We start from the raw sequence: 16,208 nt of genomic DNA, 5'->3' as shown, positions 1-16,208 counted from the left end.
GCGCTCGGCAAGGCACACCCTTGCACGCGCGAGCCGTTTCGTCGAAGCAATGCCGGCGGCGAGCGGGGTCGAGCCGGCGCTTCGCATGGCGGCTCGCAAGCCGATACCCGATTTCACTCGTTCCCTATTTGGGCAGCCCGCCGTGGGCCGCCGCTTTTGGAAAACCTGAATGAAAGCGTCCCGTTTTTTTATCGGCACTTTGAAGGAAGCTCCGGCCGACGCGGAAGTCGTCAGCCACAAACTGATGGTGCGCGCCGGCATGATCCGGCGCGTGGCCGGCGGCATCTACAACTACCTGCCGATCGGTCTGCGCTCGATCCGCAAAGTCGAGGCGATCGTGCGCGAGGAGATGAACCGCGCCGGTGCGCTCGAGCTCCTGATGCCGTCGGTGCAGCCGGCCGAGCTCTGGCAGGAATCGGGGCGCTGGGAGCAATACGGCCCTGAGCTGCTGCGCTTCAAGGATCGCAAGGAAACCGACTTCGTGCTCGGCCCGACCCACGAGGAGGTCGTGACCGACATCGCGCGCAACCAGATCAAGAGCTACCGGCAACTGCCGGTGAACTTCTATCAGATCCAGAACAAGTTCCGCGACGAAATCCGGCCGCGCTTCGGCGTTATGCGCGGGCGCGAGTTCACGATGAAAGACGCCTACTCGTTCGACAAGGATCAGGCGGGCCTCGAAGAGTCATATCGCAAGATGTTCGACGCCTACGTGCGGATCTTCACGCGCATCGGGCTCGAATTCCGAGCGGTAACGGCCGACAGCGGTGCGATCGGCGGCAATCGTTCGCAGGAGTTCCATGTGATCGCCGCCACGGGCGAGGACGACATCGCCTATTGCCCGGACTCGGATTTCGCGGCGAACGTGGAGGCTGCCGAGGCGTTGCCGCTCGTTACCGAACGCGCCGCGCCGCAAGAGGTCATGACGAAGACGGCCACTCCCGGCAAGGCCAAGTGCGAAGCCGTGGCCGAGCATCTTGGCATTGCGCTCGAACGGACTATCAAGTCGATCGTGCTCGCCACCGACAACGAGGGCGCCGAGCCCACGATCTGGCTGCTGATGCTGCGCGGCGATCACGACCTCAACGAGGTCAAGACGCGCAAGCTGCCCGGCCTGGCCGATTTCCGGTTTGCCACCGAGGACGAGATCGTCGCCTGGTTCGGCACGCCGCCCGGCTATCTGGGCCCGGTCGCCACGAAAAAGCCGGTCAAGGTCATTGCCGATCGCACCGTAGCAAATATGAGCGACTTCGTCGTCGGTTCGAACGAGGCCGACTATCACACGACGGGCGTGAACTGGGGGCGCGATCTGCCGGAGCCCGAGGTCGCCGACATCCGTAACGTGCGCGCGGGCGATCCCTCGCCGGACGGCCGCGGCGCGCTTGAAATCTGCCGCGGCATCGAGGTGGGTCACGTGTTTCAGCTCGGTACCAAGTATTCCGAGGTGATGGGCGCTACCTTTCTCGATGAAACCGGCAAGCCGCAGGCGATGGTGATGGGCTGCTACGGCATCGGTATCACGCGCATTCTCGGCGCCGCGATCGAGCAGAACAACGACGAGCGCGGCATCATCTGGCCCGAGGCGATCGCGCCGTTCGAGGTCGTGCTCTGTCCGATGGGGTACGATCGCAGCGAGGCCGTGCGTGAAGCGGCCGACAGGCTCTATGCCGAGCTCACGGCAGCCGGCGTCGACGTCATTCTCGACGACCGCGGCGAGCGGCCCGGCGTCATGTTCGCCGACTGGGAGCTGATCGGCGTGCCGCACCGGCTCGTGATCGGCGATCGAGGGCTCAAGGATGGGAAGATCGAGTACCAGGGGCGCCGCGACAGCGAGGCGACGCTGATTCCCGTCGGCGAGGCCGCCGCGTTCGCCACCGCGCGCGTGCGCGCGGCGCTCGCGGGCGGCCAGGCGTCAGACCAGGCACTTGCCGGCTGAGCGGGGAGCGTCCGTGCAGTACGACTTCCTTTCGGCGACGGTTCTGCTGATCCTGATCACCGACCCGCTCGGCAACATTCCGCTTTTCGTGAATAGCCTGCGCGGTGTCCGCCCGGATCGGCGGGTCGTCGTCATTTTGCGGGAAGTCGCCATCGCCTTCGCGATCTTGCTCGTCTTCATGCTGACGGGCGATCGCTTTTTGCGGATGATGAATCTCACGGACCTGTCGCTGCGCATCGGCGGCGGCATCGTGCTGTTCCTGATCGCGCTGCGGATGATTTTTCCTCATCCGGACGGCCCGCTCGGTGCCGACCCGCACGGCGAGCCGCTGATCGTGCCGCTCGCGATCCCGGCGCTGGCCGGCCCCTCCGCGCTGGCGACGGTATTGCTGCTCGCGTCTCAGGCGCCGAATCGCACGTTGGAATGGATCGGGGCGCTCACCGTCACGATGATCGTCTGCGCGGTGGTGCTCGTGCTGGCCGAGCGCATTCAGCGCTGGCTCGGCGAGCGGACGGTCACTGCGCTCGAGCGCTTGATGGGGCTCGTGCTCGTGGCCATTTCGATCGAAATGATCCTGGCCGGCATCCGCGTGTTCGCGAAGCAGCTCTGAGACAAGAGCGGGCGCGCGCCCGGCCGCGTCCCGCGCCCAGCTATTTCACGCGCCGTCAGTCAGCGCGCGGATCGTCGGCAGGTTGCGCCAGTAGCCCTTGGCATCCATGCCGCAGCCGAATACGTACCGGTCGGGCACCTTGAAACCGCAGAAGTCGGGATAGAGCGGCTTCGTCTTCGCGAGAGTCTTTTCGCACAGTACGGCGCTCATGAAGCGTTTGGCACCCATCGCCAGGATTCGATTGCGGATCGCGGCCATCGTCTCCCCTTCATCGAGGATGTCGTCGAGCACGAGCACGATGCGGTCCTTTACCGATTCGGCCGGCGCGACGCGCCACTGCATTTCGGCGCTGCCCTTGGTCGTATTGCGGTAGCGCGTGAGATGGATGTAGTCGAATTCGAGCGGGAAATCGAGGCGCGGCAGCAGCAGTCCCGTAAACACGGCCGCGCCGCCCATCACCGAGAGGATGAGCGGAAAGGCGTCGCTGATGTCGGCGCGGATTTCCTGCGCCATGCGCGTGATGGAAGCATCGACCTCGCTGGCTGAGACGATTTCTTCCGAGTGTTGAAAGATGTGGAGGGCTTCTTCGCGGTTCATGGCGTCGGTCCGGCGATAACTGTATACATAGTGTGGAGGAGTGCGGCGGCTCATGCCGCACGCGTCGTGCCGCCCCCGTGCATCAGCGCAAACCCGGCATCATCCCCTTCATGCCGCGCATGAGCTTTTGCATATTGCCGCCCTTGAGCTTTTTCATCATCGTGCGCATCTGTTCGTACTGATTGAGCATGCGGTTGACCTCCTGCACTTGCACGCCGGCGCCGGCTGCGATCCGGCGCTTGCGGGTGGCCTTGATGAGCTCCGGTTTCGCGCGCTCGAGCGGCGTCATCGAATTGATGATGCCCTCCATGCGGCGCATCTGCTTTTCTGCCTGGCTCATGTCCGCGCCTTGCGCTGCCTGCTGAAACTGCGCCGGCAGCTTGTCCATCAGCGTCGAGAGCCCGCCCATCTTCTTCATCTGCGAAAGCTGCGCGCGGAAATCGTTGAGGTCGAAATCGCCGCCCTTCTTGACCTTGTCGGCGAGCTTTTGGGCGGCCTTGACGTCGACGTTGCGCTGCGCCTCCTCGACGAGCGCCACGATGTCGCCCATGCCGAGAATCCGGTTCGCCATGCGATCCGGATAGAAAATTTCGAGCCCGTCGAGCTTCTCGGCCACCCCCACGAATTTGATCGGCTTGCCCGTGACGTGACGCACCGAAAGCGCCGCGCCCCCACGCGAATCGCCGTCGAGCTTCGTGAGGACGACGCCCGTGAGTGGCAGGGCGTCATTGAACGCCTTCGCCGTGTTGACGGCGTCCTGACCCAGCATGGCGTCCACGACGAAGAGCGTTTCGGCCGGCTTGAGCGTGGCATGCAGTGCCGAGATTTCCTGCATCATTGCTTCATCGATGCCGAGCCGACCCGCGGTGTCGACGATGAGCACATCGTGGAAATGGCGCTTGGCCCAGTCGAGCGCGGCGAGCGCGATATCGACGGGCTTCTGGTCGGGCTCCGACGGAAAGAAATCGGCGCCGACCTGCTCCGTCACAGTCTTCAACTGAGCGATGGCCGCCGGCCGGTAGACGTCGCAGGAGACGGTCAGCACCTTCTTCTTGTACTTCTCGCGCAGCAGCTTGGCGAGCTTGCCGACCGTCGTCGTTTTGCCGGCGCCTTGCAGGCCGGCCATCAGAATGATGGCGGGCGGCGTGACGGCGAGATCGAGCTCGGCGGCTCGCCCTTCGTAGTCGCCGCCGATCACGGCGGTCAGCTCGCGCTGCACGACCCCGACGAGCGCCTGGCCCGGCGAGAGGCTGCCGACGACTTCCTCGCCCAGCGCCTTTTCCTTGACCTTTGCGACGAAATCGCGCACGACGGGCAAAGCGACGTCGGCTTCGAGCAGGGCGAGGCGCACTTCCCGCAGCATCTCCTGCGTGTTCGCCTCGGTCAGGCGGGCTTCGCCGCGCAGCGTCTTGACGACGCGCGCCATCCGTTGAGTGAGAGTGTCGAGCATGGGAAAGGTAGGCAGTGGCGAAGCGCGCGCGGACGAGCCCGTGCGCACGCAGTCGCCTAGTGTAAACTTGTGAACATGGACATTGTACTGTATGCCCTCACCGCACTCCTGTACGGCGGCCTTGCCGTGGCGGGCTGGCGCGCCTATCGCGTCGGGGCGGTGGGAGCGCCCGCGCTGCTTTCGAGCGTGCCGCCCCTCGGCGGCGAGCCACCGCCTGGCGTCGCCTCGGGCATGGGCACCCCGGGCCGCGTACTGCTCTTCGCCGCGCTCGTCGCTCATGGCGTGCTGCTGCATACCACGATCTTTCCGAGCGACTCGATGGTCTTCGGCTTCGCGTTCGCGCTCTCGGCGATGTTCTGGCTCGGCGCTGGCATCTACTGGATCGAGAGCCTTTTCTTTCCGCTGGACGGCCTGCGGCTGCTCGTGCTGCCGCTCGCCTGCCTGGCCTCGCTGATGCCGCTCGTTTTCGGCGGCGTGCGCGTGCTGCCCTATGCGGCGGCGCCGCTCTTCAAGCTGCATTTCGTCATCGCGAACATCGCCTATGGCCTCTTTGCGATCGCCGCGCTGCATGCGGTGATGATGCTCTTCGCCGAGCGGCGCCTGCACGCGCTGCGCGGTTCGCTCGCGCGGCCGGCGGCGAGTGGTTGGCTCGTGAGCTGGCTCGATACGCTGCCGCCGCTGCTGACGCTCGAGACGCTGCTCTTCCGCCTGATCGGCGCGGGCTTCGTATTGCTGACGCTCACGCTCTTGTCCGGCATTCTTTTCAGCGAGCAATTGGTCGACCGCGCGCTCACGCTCGATCACAAGACGGTCTTCGCGCTGCTCTCGTGGCTGATGTTCGGTGCGCTGCTCACTGCGCGCCGCGTGTCGGGCTGGCGTGGGCGTGCGGCGCTGCGCTGGGTGCTGGTGTCGTTCGCCGCCTTGCTGCTCGCCTATGTCGGCAGCCGATTCGTCTTCGAGGTGCTGCTGCACCGCCCCGTGGTCTGACCGATGCGACAACTTTTCCTGCTGGTCCTTCTCTTCTTTGCCGGCCGCTGGCTCGTCAAGGCCGTCCGCGCGTCCGAAGCGCAGGGCGCGCGGCGCACCGCGCGTTCGTCCTCCGCCGGGAGCCGCGCGAAGCCGGGCTCCTTGGCCGAGCCGGTGGTACGCTGCGCCGCGTGCGGGGTACACGCGCCGAAGAGCGAGTCGGTCTTTGCCGGCGGGCAGTATTTCTGCTGCGCGGAACACGCTTCGCGCCATGCGGCGCGCGCGGCCGGTTCGCGGTGAGGGGCGATGGACGCTGCTGAGCCTTTCGTCGTCGGCACCGACGGCTGGGTCGCCGGCGCGCGCGCGATCGCATCGCCGAATTTCGAGGCGCGTCCCGAGGGCACCGTGCCGACGCTCGTCGTCATCCACAACATCAGCCTGCCGCCCGGCGAGTTCGGCAGCGAGGCCATCGCCGCGCTTTTTCAGAATCGTCTCGACTGTTCCGCCCACCCGTACTTCGACGCGCACCTGCGCGGCCTGCGCGTGTCGTCGCATTTCCTCGTCCGGCGCGATGGCGCGCTCGAGCAGTTCGTGTCGTGCGACGCGCGTGCGTGGCACGCCGGCGCATCGAACTTCTTCGGGCGGGAGCGCTGCAACGACTTCTCGATCGGCATCGAACTGGAAGGGACCGACGATCTTCCTTTCGAAGCAGCGCAGTATGCGACCCTTGCCGCGCTCGTCACCGCGCTCGTCGCCCGCTATCCGATCGATGCGCTCGCGGGGCACGCCGATATCGCCCCGGGCCGCAAGACCGATCCGGGCCCCGCTTTCGACTGGTCCCGTCTTGCGCGCGACACCGCGCTCGCTCATCGGTATTTCCCCTACAGGCGCCCGTAAGCGAGCAAGGATGCGCTCGCGCCGCGGCCCGCGAGCCCGTGCGCTGTTTGCGTTTGCGCTAACTCCTTGTCTCGTCTCGATTAAGTAAAAGTCAAGCGCCTGGTGCCAAATAAACCTGTTTGAGATGACGTTTTCGTCTACTATACTTGGTGTTGTCGGTGTGAGATCGCACTAGATCTTGTGTCGAGGCGCTAGGTTGTGCTTTGTGTCGGGACAAAGCGTCGCAACCGCAAAGGCGTCGCAAAAAATAGCGGGCGAAGGCGCCGGACGAACGATCCGGCGCCTTCGTTCTTGGGGGGGAGGGGACGCCGAGGCCGGCCATCGTCATGAAGATCACAAAACATGATCCGATGCCGTGCGACCTGGCAGCCAATTTGCGTCTCTTTCTTCTTCCCGCACCTCATCGCTCGCGCTAGGGGTGGCGCGGCGGTTGTTCCAATCCGCGGTATGTCCGCACATCGAAGATCAGGAGCTTTGCACATGCAAACGACCGACAACATGACGAGCCAGCAGGAGGGGGCACAGGGCGCTCGCGCCGTGGCCCACGAGGCAGCCTATGCGCAGGCGCTCGCGCCGCAGGCCACATTCGCCGACTACAAGGTGATCCGCCGCAATGGCAGTGTCGTGTCGTTCGAGCCGTCCAAAATCGCAATCGCCATGACGAAGGCGTTCCTCGCCGTGAACGGCGGCCAGGGCGCCGCGTCGGCGCGCGTGCGCGAGCTCGTCGAGCAGCTCACGCAAAGCGTCGTGCGCGCATTGCTGCGCAGCCGCCCGAACGGCGGCACGTTCCATATCGAGGACATCCAGGATCAAGTCGAACTTGCGCTGATGCGCGGCGGCGAGCACAACGTCGCCCGCGCCTACGTGCTTTATCGCGAGAAGCGCACGCAGGAACGCGCGCATGCCCCGGAGCAGGCCGCCGGCACCTCGGGCCTGAACGTCGTCGATAACGGCATCGCCCGCCCGCTCGACATGAGCGCCCTCACGGGCGTGATCGAGTCGGCCTGCGAGCATCTGGGCGATGCAGTCAGCGCGCAGCCGATCGTCGCCGAGACGGTCAAGAATCTGTATGACGGCGTGCCGATGAGCCAGGTCTACGACTCGGCGATTCTCGCGGCGCGCACCATGATCGAAAAGGACCCGGCATACAGCCAGGTCACCGCGCGCATTCTGCTGCATACGATTCGTCGCGAGATCCTCGGCGAGGAGGTGACCCAGCGCGAGATGAGCGAACGCTATGCCGAGTACTTTCCCCAATTCGTGAAGCGCGGCGTGGAAGCCGAGCTGCTCGACGAGAAGCTGCTGCAGTTCGACCTGAAGCGCCTGGGCGCCGCGCTCGACGCGAACCGCGACCTGCAATTCGGGTACCTGGGCCTGCAAACGCTCTATGACCGCTACTTCCTGCACGTCGAGGGCAATCGCATCGAAATGCCTCAGGCATTCTTCATGCGTGTGGCGATGGGGCTGTCGCTCAACGAGATCGATCGGGAAGCGCGGGCGATCGAGTTCTACAACGTGCTTTCGACGTTCGACTTCATGAGCTCGACGCCGACGCTCTTCAACTCGGGCACGCGCCGCTCGCAGCTTTCGTCGTGCTACCTGACGACGGTGGCGGACGATCTGGACGGCATCTACGAGGCGCTCAAGGATAACGCGCTGCTTTCGAAGTTCGCCGGCGGCCTCGGCAACGACTGGACCCGGGTGCGCGCGCTGGGCTCGCATATCAAGGGCACCAACGGCAAGTCGCAGGGCGTCGTGCCGTTCCTGAAAGTGGTCAACGATACGGCCGTCGCGGTGAATCAGGGCGGCAAGCGCAAGGGCGCCGTCTGCGCTTATCTGGAAAGCTGGCACCTCGATATCGAGGAATTCCTCGAGCTGCGCAAGAACACCGGTGACGACCGCCGCCGCACGCACGACATGAATACGGCGAACTGGATTCCCGATCTCTTCATGAAGCGCGTGATGGAGGGGAGCGACTGGACGCTCTTCTCGCCGTCCACCTGCCCGGACCTGCACGACAAGTTCGGCGGCGAGTTCGAGGCCGCCTACACGGCTTACGAGGACAAGGCCGCCCGCGGCGAGATCAAGCTCTTCAAGAAGATTCCGGCGCAGCAGCTCTGGCGCAAGATGCTGGGCATGCTGTTCGAGACGGGTCACCCCTGGATCACGTTCAAGGACCCCTGCAACATCCGCTCGCCGCAGCAGCACGTGGGCGTGGTCCATTCGTCGAACCTGTGCACCGAAATCACGCTGAACACGAGCGACACCGAAATCGCCGTGTGCAACCTCGGCTCGGTGAACCTCGTCGCGCACATGGTCCAGCAGGCCGACGGCAGCTACGCGCTCGACCACGACAAGCTCAAGCGCACGATCAGCGTGGCGATGCGCATGCTCGACAACGTCATCGACATCAACTACTACGCGGTGTCGAAGGCTCGTAACTCGAACCTGAAGCACCGCCCGGTGGGCATGGGCATCATGGGCTTCCAGGACTGCCTGCACCTGCTTCGCACGCCGTACGCGTCCGAGTCGGCCGTCGAGTTCGCCGACCGGTCGATGGAAGCGGTTTGCTACTACGCCTATTACGCATCGACCGAGCTGGCCGAGGAGCGGGGCCGTTACTCGACCTACCGTGGCTCGCTCTGGGACCGCGGCATCCTCCCGCAAGACACGCTGAAGCTGCTGGCCGAGGCGCGCGGCGGGTACGTCGAGGTCGACTCGAGCGAGTCGATGGACTGGGCGACGCTGCGTGCGCGCATCGCCACCCACGGGATGCGCAACTCGAACTGCATCGCCATCGCGCCGACTGCGACGATTTCGAACATCATCGGCGTGTCGGCCTGTATCGAGCCGACCTATCAGAACCTGTATGTGAAGTCGAACCTGTCGGGCGAGTTCACGGTCGTCAACGACTACCTCGTGCGCGACCTGAAGGCGCGTGGGCTCTGGGACGAGGTTATGGTTGCGGACCTGAAGTACTTCGACGGCTCGCTTTCGCGCATCGATCGGGTGCCGGCCGACCTCCGCGCGATCTATGCGACCGCTTTCGAAGTGGATCCCAAGTGGCTCGTCGAGGCCGCCTCGCGCCGCCAGAAGTGGATCGACCAGGCGCAGTCGCTCAATATCTATATGGCGGGTGCGTCGGGCAAGAAGCTCGACGAGGTGTACAAGCTGGCGTGGCTGCGTGGCTTGAAGACGACCTACTACCTGCGCACGATGGCCGCCACGCACGTCGAGAAATCGACCGTTGCGCACGGCGCGCTCAATGCGGTGCCGTCGAACGAGGGTGGCGCTGGCGGCGCGGCCGGCGGGTTCGGTGCGTCGGGCGGCGCGCTCGGTGCCGGCGGCGGTGCGGCGAGCGGCGGCGGCTTCAACGCTGCGGCAGCCGAGGTGGAGCCGGACGGTCCCGCGTGCATGCTGCGCCCCGGCGATCCGGGCTTCGAGGAATGCGAGGCCTGTCAGTAAGGCGGGTCGTCGAGGCAGGAAGCGCTGCGCGCACCGCGCAGCGCAGTCCGGTGAAAGCAGCGCAGTCCGATGAAGGCAGCGCAGTCCGGTGAAAGCAGCGCAGCCCGATGAAGGCAGCGCAGTCCGACGAAGGCACCGCGACGAGCGCGAGCGCAAGAAAGACAAGAGCGAAGCGCGAACATGCTCGGTCGAATCGACGATGCCTCGATCGAGTATGCGGACGATGCTGTGGCAACGCGCCGCGAGTGCTCGAAGGGGCGCTGAGCCACACTCGTCGACGATGCGAACCAAGGATGTCGACTCGCGCGAGCGTCATCGATCGAACGATGCAGCGATCAAAGTGTTGTATGCAGGTCGCAGCGTGAATCGAAAAGAGGAATTTTCATGAGCGAACCCTTTTATCGCTCGTGAAAAGATGGTACAAACCGAACTAAATTGATGGTGAGAATTTATGCTCAACTGGGACGACGAGACGACTGCCGTAACGCCCTCGAGCGGTTCGCAATCGAATGTGTTGCGTAACCCCGCTGGCTCGGCTGTCGGAACGAAGACTGCGGCGCCTGGCGCGACGCAAGCTCCGTTGGTGCAAGACATCTTCGCGGGCGACTTCGCGGTCGCCCCCTATGCGACGGAGCCCGCCGCAACGGCCGCTCAGTCGGACGCGCGAGTGAACGTCGCCGACAAGCGCATCATCAACGGCAAGACCGACGTCAACCAGCTCGTGCCGTTCAAGTACAAGTGGGCCTGGGAGAAGTACCTGGCCGGCTGTGCGAATCACTGGATGCCGCAGGAAATCAACATGTCCCGCGACATCGCGCTGTGGAAGGACCCGAACGGGCTGACCGAAGACGAGCGACGCATCGTCAAGCGTAACCTTGGCTTCTTCGTGACCGCCGACTCGCTGGCCGCGAACAATATCGTGCTCGGCACCTACCGGCACATCACCGCCCCCGAATGCCGCCAGTTCCTGCTGCGCCAGGCGTTCGAGGAAGCGATCCACACGCACGCTTACCAGTACATCGTCGAGTCGCTCGGGCTCGACGAGGGCGAGATCTTCAACGCCTACCACGAGGTCCAGTCGATCCGCGACAAGGACGAGTTCCTGCTTCCGTTCATTCACACGCTGACCGACCCCGCGTTCACGACGGGCACGCTCGATGCTGACCAGAAGTTGCTGAAGTCGCTGATCGTGTTCGCCTGCATCATGGAAGGGCTGTTCTTCTATGTGGGGTTCACGCAGATCCTGGCGCTCGGCCGGCAGAACAAGATGACGGGTGCCGCGGAACAGTATCAGTACATCCTGCGCGACGAGTCGATGCACTGTAACTTCGGCATCGATCTGATCAACCAGATCAAGCTCGAGAACCCGCATCTGTGGACCCCGGCATTCCGCGACGAGATCCGCGAACTCTTCCGTCATGCCGTCGATCTGGAGTATCGCTACGCCGAAGACACGATGCCGCGGGGGGTGCTGGGGTTGAACGCATCGATGTTCAAGAGCTACCTGCGCTTCATCTGCAACCGGCGTTGTCAGCAGATCGGTCTTGATCCGCTGTTTCCGAACGAGGAGAACCCGTTCCCGTGGATGAGCGAGATGATCGACCTGAAGAAGGAACGTAACTTCTTCGAGACGCGGGTCATTGAATATCAGACGGGCGGAGCGTTGTCGTGGGAGTAACCGCGGCGCTCGCCGAGCGAGATGGATTGTTGGGGTAGCCGCGGGCGAACCGCGGCGGATATGGTTAGGAGCAAGAACGCCTGATGCAAGTCGTGCCCGGCGGCAAGTCCGCCCATAAACATGACAGGCACTTTGCGAACCCTTCAGTGGGATGGGCGAACTACCCCCCGAAAAAGCCGGAGGCGTGTGCGCCACCGGCTCGACTCAAGCGATTGGCGGCCGGCGCGGGCCCGATGTGCCCGCGCGCCGACTCGATTTGGCGTGCTGTGCCGCGTGGCACCGCACGCCTTGCCGTATTCATTAGCGTAAGCGCGTCGTACTCGCGTACGCCGATGAATAGCCCGCTTCGCAGCGCGCGCCCTGACCGGCGCGCAGCGGGAAGCGGGTTTTGAAGAAGGGTGTAGTTCAAACTGACTTTCAAAACCTGAAGGAGAAAACAATGGCAATCGCCAAGAAGAAACCTGCTGCAAAGAAAGCTGCTGCTCCCGCCAAGAAGGCCGCCGCGAAGAAAGTCGCCGTGAAGAAGGTTGCAGCGAAGAAGGCAGCTCCGGCGAAGAAGGCCGCACCGGCCAAGAAGGTCGCGGCGAAGAAAGTTGTAGCCAAGAAGGTTGCAGCGAAGAAGACCGTCGCGAAGAAGGCCGCACCGGCCAAGAAGGTCGCTGCGAAGAAGACCGTCGCCAAGAAGGCTGCACCGGCCAAGAAGGCTGTCGCGAAGAAGGCCGTAGCGAAGAAGGCTGTCGCCAAGAAGGCTGCGCCGGCGAAGAAGGCTGCAGCGAAGAAGCCCGCCGCGAAGAAGGCCGCGCCTGCGAAGAAGGCTGCCCCTGCGAAGAAGGCTGCTGCCAAGAAGACGGCTGCAAAGAAGGCTGCCCCTGCGAAGAAGGCTGCGCCTGCCAAGAAGGCTTCGGCGAAGAAGGCCGCTGCCAAGAAGGCGGCTCCTGCCGCGCCTGCTGCCCCTGCAGCTCCCGCGGCGGCGCCCGCGGCGCCGGCAGTGAAGACGGCACTCAACCCGGCTGCCGCCTGGCCGTTCCCGACCGGCCCGCGTCCGTAATCGAGGCCGCTTGCGAGGGGCGGCGTTCGTGCCGCTCCCTGCAATTAAAAACCCGTCACCAAGTCACCGGTGGCGGGTTTTTTCGTTTGGTGCGCTCAACTGCCTGCCTGCCGTGACGGCAACGGCACGCTGTCGCTCGCTCGGCGGCCTGCGTCGCCGGCCGACGGCAGCGCTCGAGCGCTCGAGCACTCAGTGCGTGACGCGTGTTACGCCACCGCTCGACAGAAGCCGCACGCGCTCGCCGGCGCGGAACACTTCGCCGGTGGCCGATTGCGTGATCGCGCGCAGATCGCCGTTGTCGAGCCGCACCGTGATTTCCACGCCCGAGCGCTTCGCCACCCCGTTTTCGACGGCATTGCCGGCCACGGCGCCGGCGATGCCGCCCGCGATAGCCGTCAGAATCGAGCCTTTGCCACCGCCGATCGCGCTGCCGGCCACGGCGCCGAGCGCACCGCCGCCGACCGCGCCGAGCCCGCTCGGCTGCCCGTCGTTTGAGCTGATCGTCACCGCGCGCACGCTTTCGACCGTGCCCATGCGAACCGTCTGCTCGCGTTGAGCCTGGTTCGCCGTATAGACGTCGGCGGAACTGCTGTTATACGCGCACCCCGTCATCGCCAGTGCACCGACGACCATGGTGGCCATTGCCACACGAGCCGATATTTTCATTGTCTTGCTCCAATAGGAATTACCGCAGGCGATAACCGAACACCTGCTCGAACCGCTCTTCGATTCTATCGTGCGACGGTGCATAGGTTTGCGGGCCCGCCTGCTCGATCTTGAGGGCGCCCATGAGACTGGCCAGCCGGCCCGATGTGGCCCAATCCATGCCGTTCTCTATGCCGTAGAGCAGGCCACCGCGGAAGGCATCGCCGCAGCCGGTCGGGTCCACGATGCGCTCGGGGGTGACTGCCGGGATGGCCTCGCACGTACCCGAATGGTGGATTTGCGCGCCGTTCTCGCCGTAGGTGACGATGAGCGCCTTGACACGGCTCGCGATGTCTTCGAGCGACCAGCCGGTCTTGTTGCTCACGAGCTTCGCCTCGTAGTCATTGACTGTCACGTACGTGGCGAGTTCAATCGCGCGGCGCAGCGCTTCGCCGCTGAAAAGCGGCAGCCCCTGGCCTGGGTCGAAAATGAACGGCACGCCGCGGGCGGCCAGTTTTTCCGTATGCTGCACCATGCCTTCGTAGCCATCGGGTGCGACGATCGCGAGCGCAATTCCAGGCGCCTCGTCGGCCCGGTTCAAGTGCGATTGCATCATTGCGCCAGGGTGAAATGCGGCGATCTGGTTGTTGTCGAGATCGGTTGTGATCATCGCCTGTGCCGTGTATGAATCCTGCACGACGAGTACATGGTCCTTGCTGAGGCCCAGGCTGTCGAAGCGCTCGAGATACGGCTGCGCGTCGATTGCGCCGAGCGTTGCCATGATGCGCGCGTCGCCGCCCAACAGGTTCAGCGAGTAGGCGATGTTTCCGGCGCAACCGCCGAACTCGCGGCGCATCGTCGGCACGAGGAAGCTCACGTTCAGAATGTGAACCTGCTCGGGCAGGATGTGGTCGCGAAATCGCCCTTGGAAGGTCATGATGTTGTCGTAGGCGAGCGAGCCGCAAATCAACGTAGCCAAGGCGGATGTTCCTCGTGGTCGAATCAATCGGGTATGGTCGCACCATGCGAAAGCGCCGCGCGAGAGGCGCGGCGCTTGGGGCAATGTGCGAGCTGTTTACTTCAAAGCGTTGAGCGCCGCGTCGTAGTTCGGCTCGTTCTTGATTTCGCTCACGCGCTCCGCGTGCAGCACCTTGTCGTTTTCATCAAGCACGACGACAGCACGCGCGGTGAGGCCCGTGAGCGGCCCGCTCGTGATATCGACGCCGTAAGCCTTGGCGAAATCGCGGCCGCGGAATGTCGACGCCGTCACCACGTTTTCGATGCCTTCCGTCGTGCAAAAGCGCGAGGCGGCGAAGGGCAGATCACCCGAGATCACGATCACAGCAGTGTTCGCCAGCTTGGCTGCCGCTTCGTTGAATTTGCGCGTCGACGTGGCGCAAGTCGGCGTGTCGAGGCTCGGCACGATGTTCAGTACCTTGCGCTTGCCGGCGAAATCGGCGAGCGTTACCGGCTTCAGATCCTTGCCGACGAGCGAGAACTCAGGTGCCTTCTCTCCTGCGGACACGAACGTGCCGCCGACGTCGATCGGGTTGCCACCCAGCGTTACTTGACTCATGTTGTGCTCCGGAAATTCGTCTCGGGGTTGTCGCGGGATGCGAAGAGCGCGAGCGGGTGCGCCGTCGCGGCGTCCGCCCGCATATTACTAGCCAGACCGGCTAAGGGTAAAAAATCTGCACGCGAAAATTGGTTGCCACCGCATTGCCGCTATCGAGGTGCACGATCATCGTCTGCGTCGTGCGCGGCGGCAGGCCGGCGGCGATCGGCGTACCCGGCGATACGTAGTCCTGCGGCCAGAGCACCCGCCTGATCGCCACTTCGTTGCGCGCGTCGAAGAGCGTGAGCTCGATGGCCGGGTAGGCGAGCGCAACGTTGTAGCGGTTGCGTAACGGCACGCGCAATTCGAGCCGGTGCGGCCCGTCGATCTGGCGCAGATCCGATGCCTCGACCTGAAGCCCCTCGATGTCGCGCGGGACGGATAGCCGGCATCCGAGCTGGGAGCAGGCCTTCGCAAAAATCGGCTGCGAGTCGGGCCAGTAGACCATCACGGCTTCGCGCTGCCACCAGGCAAGCTGAGCGGCGAGCAGTATCAGGAGAACGAGGGTCGCGAGTACACCGAGGAAACGCCAGATAGCGTGACGCGGCGTGCGCGCGCGCCGCTCGCGCGTGACGGCGAAGTGCACGCGGTCGTCGGCAGGCGCCGTGGCCGAGGCGTCGAACGTCGCTGGCTGCGCGCTGAAGGGGGCAGGTTCCTCCGGCCGTTCGCGAAACCTCGGCTCGGGGTCCGGGCGAGATACGGAAGCCGGCGCGAGTTCCGGTGCGAGCGTCGGTTCTTCGTGAAGCGGCGTGGCGGCGGGTTCGCCGCCGCCTGCATGGGTGCCGGGTGCAATGTGGGGAGCGGGCGCATTTCGCTCGACGTCGACGGAGCCAGGGTGCTCGGCCGCCCGCGTGGGCGCCGGCCCGGCTTCGGGGGCGATCGGCGCTGACAGCGTGGGCTCGCGAAGATCGTCGACGGGTGGCCTTGCGAACGCCGGCATCTCGCGCTCGCGCGCGGCCGCAGGCTGCTCGTCCGGGGTGGGCGAACCGAACGCTTGGGCGGCAGCCGGCGGCGCCTCGAACGCAGGGGGCGCTGGCGGCTCGGCGCCGACCGGCTCCGGCGCATGCCAGGCCGGCTGCTTGTGCGGCTGCTCTTCGTCAACCGGGTGGGCCGCGCCTGGATCGAGCAGATTCTGCGACGCGTCGAACACCTCGTGGCAGTTGCCGCAGCGCACGCGTGAGCGCGAGCGCGCAAGCTGTGCGTCCTGTAGGCGGAAGACCGTTTCGCAATGGGGACAGCGGGTGGCAAGAACCATGGGATCGGGGCCGGCCGGCAGGGCCGATGCGTGGATCGATACGCTA

Annotated in this window: 14 protein-coding genes and 1 pseudogene; 9 read left to right on the top strand and 6 right to left on the bottom strand. The window is 64.8% G+C overall.

The window, feature by feature from the left end; all coding sequences use genetic code 11:
- Positions 1–169 precede the first annotated feature (169 nt).
- Positions 170–1,936, top strand: coding sequence for a proline--tRNA ligase (locus tag U0034_RS06815; protein ID WP_085223140.1), 1,767 nt, complete (start codon positions 170–172; stop codon positions 1,934–1,936).
- Positions 1,937–1,949: 13 nt separating this feature from the next.
- Entirely contained in the window at positions 1,950–2,546 is a 597-nt protein-coding gene (locus tag U0034_RS06810; protein WP_085223142.1) for a MarC family protein, read from the top strand.
- Between the two features lie 45 nt (positions 2,547–2,591).
- On the opposite strand, the gene U0034_RS06805 is transcribed toward U0034_RS06810, so the two are convergent.
- Together U0034_RS06805 and ffh are read right to left on the bottom strand one after the other, a co-directional pair.
- Complete coding sequence (locus U0034_RS06805; RefSeq protein WP_085223145.1) at positions 2,592–3,143, bottom strand: hypoxanthine-guanine phosphoribosyltransferase; 552 nt, start codon at positions 3,141–3,143, stop codon at positions 2,592–2,594.
- Between the two features lie 82 nt (positions 3,144–3,225).
- Positions 3,226–4,593, bottom strand: coding sequence for a signal recognition particle protein (ffh, locus tag U0034_RS06800; protein ID WP_085223147.1), 1,368 nt, complete (start codon positions 4,591–4,593; stop codon positions 3,226–3,228).
- Positions 4,594–4,668: 75 nt separating this feature from the next.
- Here ffh and U0034_RS06795 point away from each other — a divergent pair, with 75 nt between their 5' ends.
- From U0034_RS06795 to U0034_RS06765, 7 genes and pseudogenes are all read left to right on the top strand, one after another.
- Positions 4,669–5,580 (top strand): cytochrome C assembly family protein, encoded by a 912-nt coding sequence (locus U0034_RS06795; RefSeq protein ID WP_085223149.1) that lies wholly within the window; start codon positions 4,669–4,671, stop codon positions 5,578–5,580.
- A 3-nt stretch (positions 5,581–5,583) separates the two neighbouring features.
- Positions 5,584–5,859 (top strand): PP0621 family protein, encoded by a 276-nt coding sequence (locus U0034_RS06790; RefSeq protein ID WP_085223151.1) that lies wholly within the window; start codon positions 5,584–5,586, stop codon positions 5,857–5,859.
- A gap of 6 nt (positions 5,860–5,865) precedes the next feature.
- Positions 5,866–6,456: a 1,6-anhydro-N-acetylmuramyl-L-alanine amidase AmpD gene (gene ampD, locus U0034_RS06785; RefSeq protein ID WP_085223154.1), complete on the top strand. Its 591-nt coding sequence runs from the start codon at positions 5,866–5,868 to the stop codon at positions 6,454–6,456.
- Positions 6,457–6,936: 480 nt separating this feature from the next.
- On the top strand, positions 6,937–9,921 hold the full coding sequence (locus tag U0034_RS06780) for a ribonucleoside-diphosphate reductase subunit alpha (protein ID WP_085223156.1): 2,985 nt from the start codon (positions 6,937–6,939) through the stop codon (positions 9,919–9,921).
- A 451-nt stretch (positions 9,922–10,372) separates the two neighbouring features.
- The gene (locus U0034_RS06775; protein ID WP_085223158.1) at positions 10,373–11,599 is read left to right on the top strand and encodes a ribonucleotide-diphosphate reductase subunit beta; all 1,227 of its coding nucleotides are present in this window, start codon (positions 10,373–10,375) and stop codon (positions 11,597–11,599) included.
- Positions 11,600–11,682: 83 nt separating this feature from the next.
- Positions 11,683–12,013 (top strand): annotated as a pseudogene (locus U0034_RS06770) (hypothetical protein).
- Positions 12,014–12,038: 25 nt separating this feature from the next.
- A complete protein-coding gene (locus tag U0034_RS06765; RefSeq protein WP_085223161.1) occupies positions 12,039–12,647 on the top strand; it encodes a histone H1-like repetitive region-containing protein in 609 nt (202 codons plus the stop codon).
- Between the two features lie 189 nt (positions 12,648–12,836).
- Here U0034_RS06765 and U0034_RS06760 read toward each other — a convergent pair whose 3' ends face one another.
- The 4 genes from U0034_RS06760 to U0034_RS06745 all read right to left on the bottom strand — a co-directional run bounded on the left by U0034_RS06760 (position 12,837) and on the right by U0034_RS06745 (position 16,162).
- On the bottom strand, positions 12,837–13,313 hold the full coding sequence (locus U0034_RS06760; RefSeq protein ID WP_085223163.1) for an outer membrane lipoprotein: 477 nt from the start codon (positions 13,311–13,313) through the stop codon (positions 12,837–12,839).
- A 19-nt stretch (positions 13,314–13,332) separates the two neighbouring features.
- A complete protein-coding gene (locus tag U0034_RS06755) occupies positions 13,333–14,271 on the bottom strand; it encodes a carbohydrate kinase family protein (protein WP_085223165.1) in 939 nt (312 codons plus the stop codon).
- A gap of 96 nt (positions 14,272–14,367) precedes the next feature.
- Positions 14,368–14,868 carry a thiol peroxidase gene (tpx, locus tag U0034_RS06750; RefSeq protein WP_085223167.1) on the bottom strand — a complete coding sequence of 167 codons (501 nt, stop codon included), beginning with the start codon at positions 14,866–14,868 and terminating at the stop codon, positions 14,368–14,370.
- Between the two features lie 100 nt (positions 14,869–14,968).
- Positions 14,969–16,162, bottom strand: coding sequence for a DUF3426 domain-containing protein (locus U0034_RS06745; protein WP_085223169.1), 1,194 nt, complete (start codon positions 16,160–16,162; stop codon positions 14,969–14,971).
- Positions 16,163–16,208 lie beyond the last annotated feature (46 nt).

Origin of the sequence: Trinickia caryophylli (genome assembly GCF_034424545.1) — a bacterium.
Taxonomy (GTDB): domain Bacteria; phylum Pseudomonadota; class Gammaproteobacteria; order Burkholderiales; family Burkholderiaceae; genus Trinickia; species Trinickia caryophylli.
The sequence above is the reverse complement of the archived record's forward strand: the minus strand, read 5'-3'. Positions and strand labels throughout refer to the sequence as shown.

Excerpts from the sequence above, each read along its gene's own strand:
- U0034_RS06815 (WP_085223140.1), top strand. The coding sequence starts at position 170 with ATGAAAGCGTCCCGTTTTTTTATCGGCACTTTGAAGGAAGCTCCGGCC.
- U0034_RS06805 (WP_085223145.1), bottom strand. The coding sequence starts at position 3,143 with ATGAACCGCGAAGAAGCCCTCCACATCTTTCAACACTCGGAAGAAATC.
- ffh (WP_085223147.1), bottom strand. The coding sequence starts at position 4,593 with ATGCTCGACACTCTCACTCAACGGATGGCGCGCGTCGTCAAGACGCTG.
- U0034_RS06795 (WP_085223149.1), top strand. The coding sequence starts at position 4,669 with ATGGACATTGTACTGTATGCCCTCACCGCACTCCTGTACGGCGGCCTT.
- U0034_RS06790 (WP_085223151.1), top strand. The coding sequence starts at position 5,584 with ATGCGACAACTTTTCCTGCTGGTCCTTCTCTTCTTTGCCGGCCGCTGG.
- ampD (WP_085223154.1), top strand. The coding sequence starts at position 5,866 with ATGGACGCTGCTGAGCCTTTCGTCGTCGGCACCGACGGCTGGGTCGCC.
- U0034_RS06780 (WP_085223156.1), top strand. The coding sequence starts at position 6,937 with ATGCAAACGACCGACAACATGACGAGCCAGCAGGAGGGGGCACAGGGC.
- U0034_RS06775 (WP_085223158.1), top strand. The coding sequence starts at position 10,373 with ATGCTCAACTGGGACGACGAGACGACTGCCGTAACGCCCTCGAGCGGT.
- U0034_RS06765 (WP_085223161.1), top strand. The coding sequence starts at position 12,039 with ATGGCAATCGCCAAGAAGAAACCTGCTGCAAAGAAAGCTGCTGCTCCC.
- U0034_RS06760 (WP_085223163.1), bottom strand. The coding sequence starts at position 13,313 with ATGAAAATATCGGCTCGTGTGGCAATGGCCACCATGGTCGTCGGTGCA.
- tpx (WP_085223167.1), bottom strand. The coding sequence starts at position 14,868 with ATGAGTCAAGTAACGCTGGGTGGCAACCCGATCGACGTCGGCGGCACG.
- U0034_RS06745 (WP_085223169.1), bottom strand. The coding sequence starts at position 16,162 with ATGGTTCTTGCCACCCGCTGTCCCCATTGCGAAACGGTCTTCCGCCTA.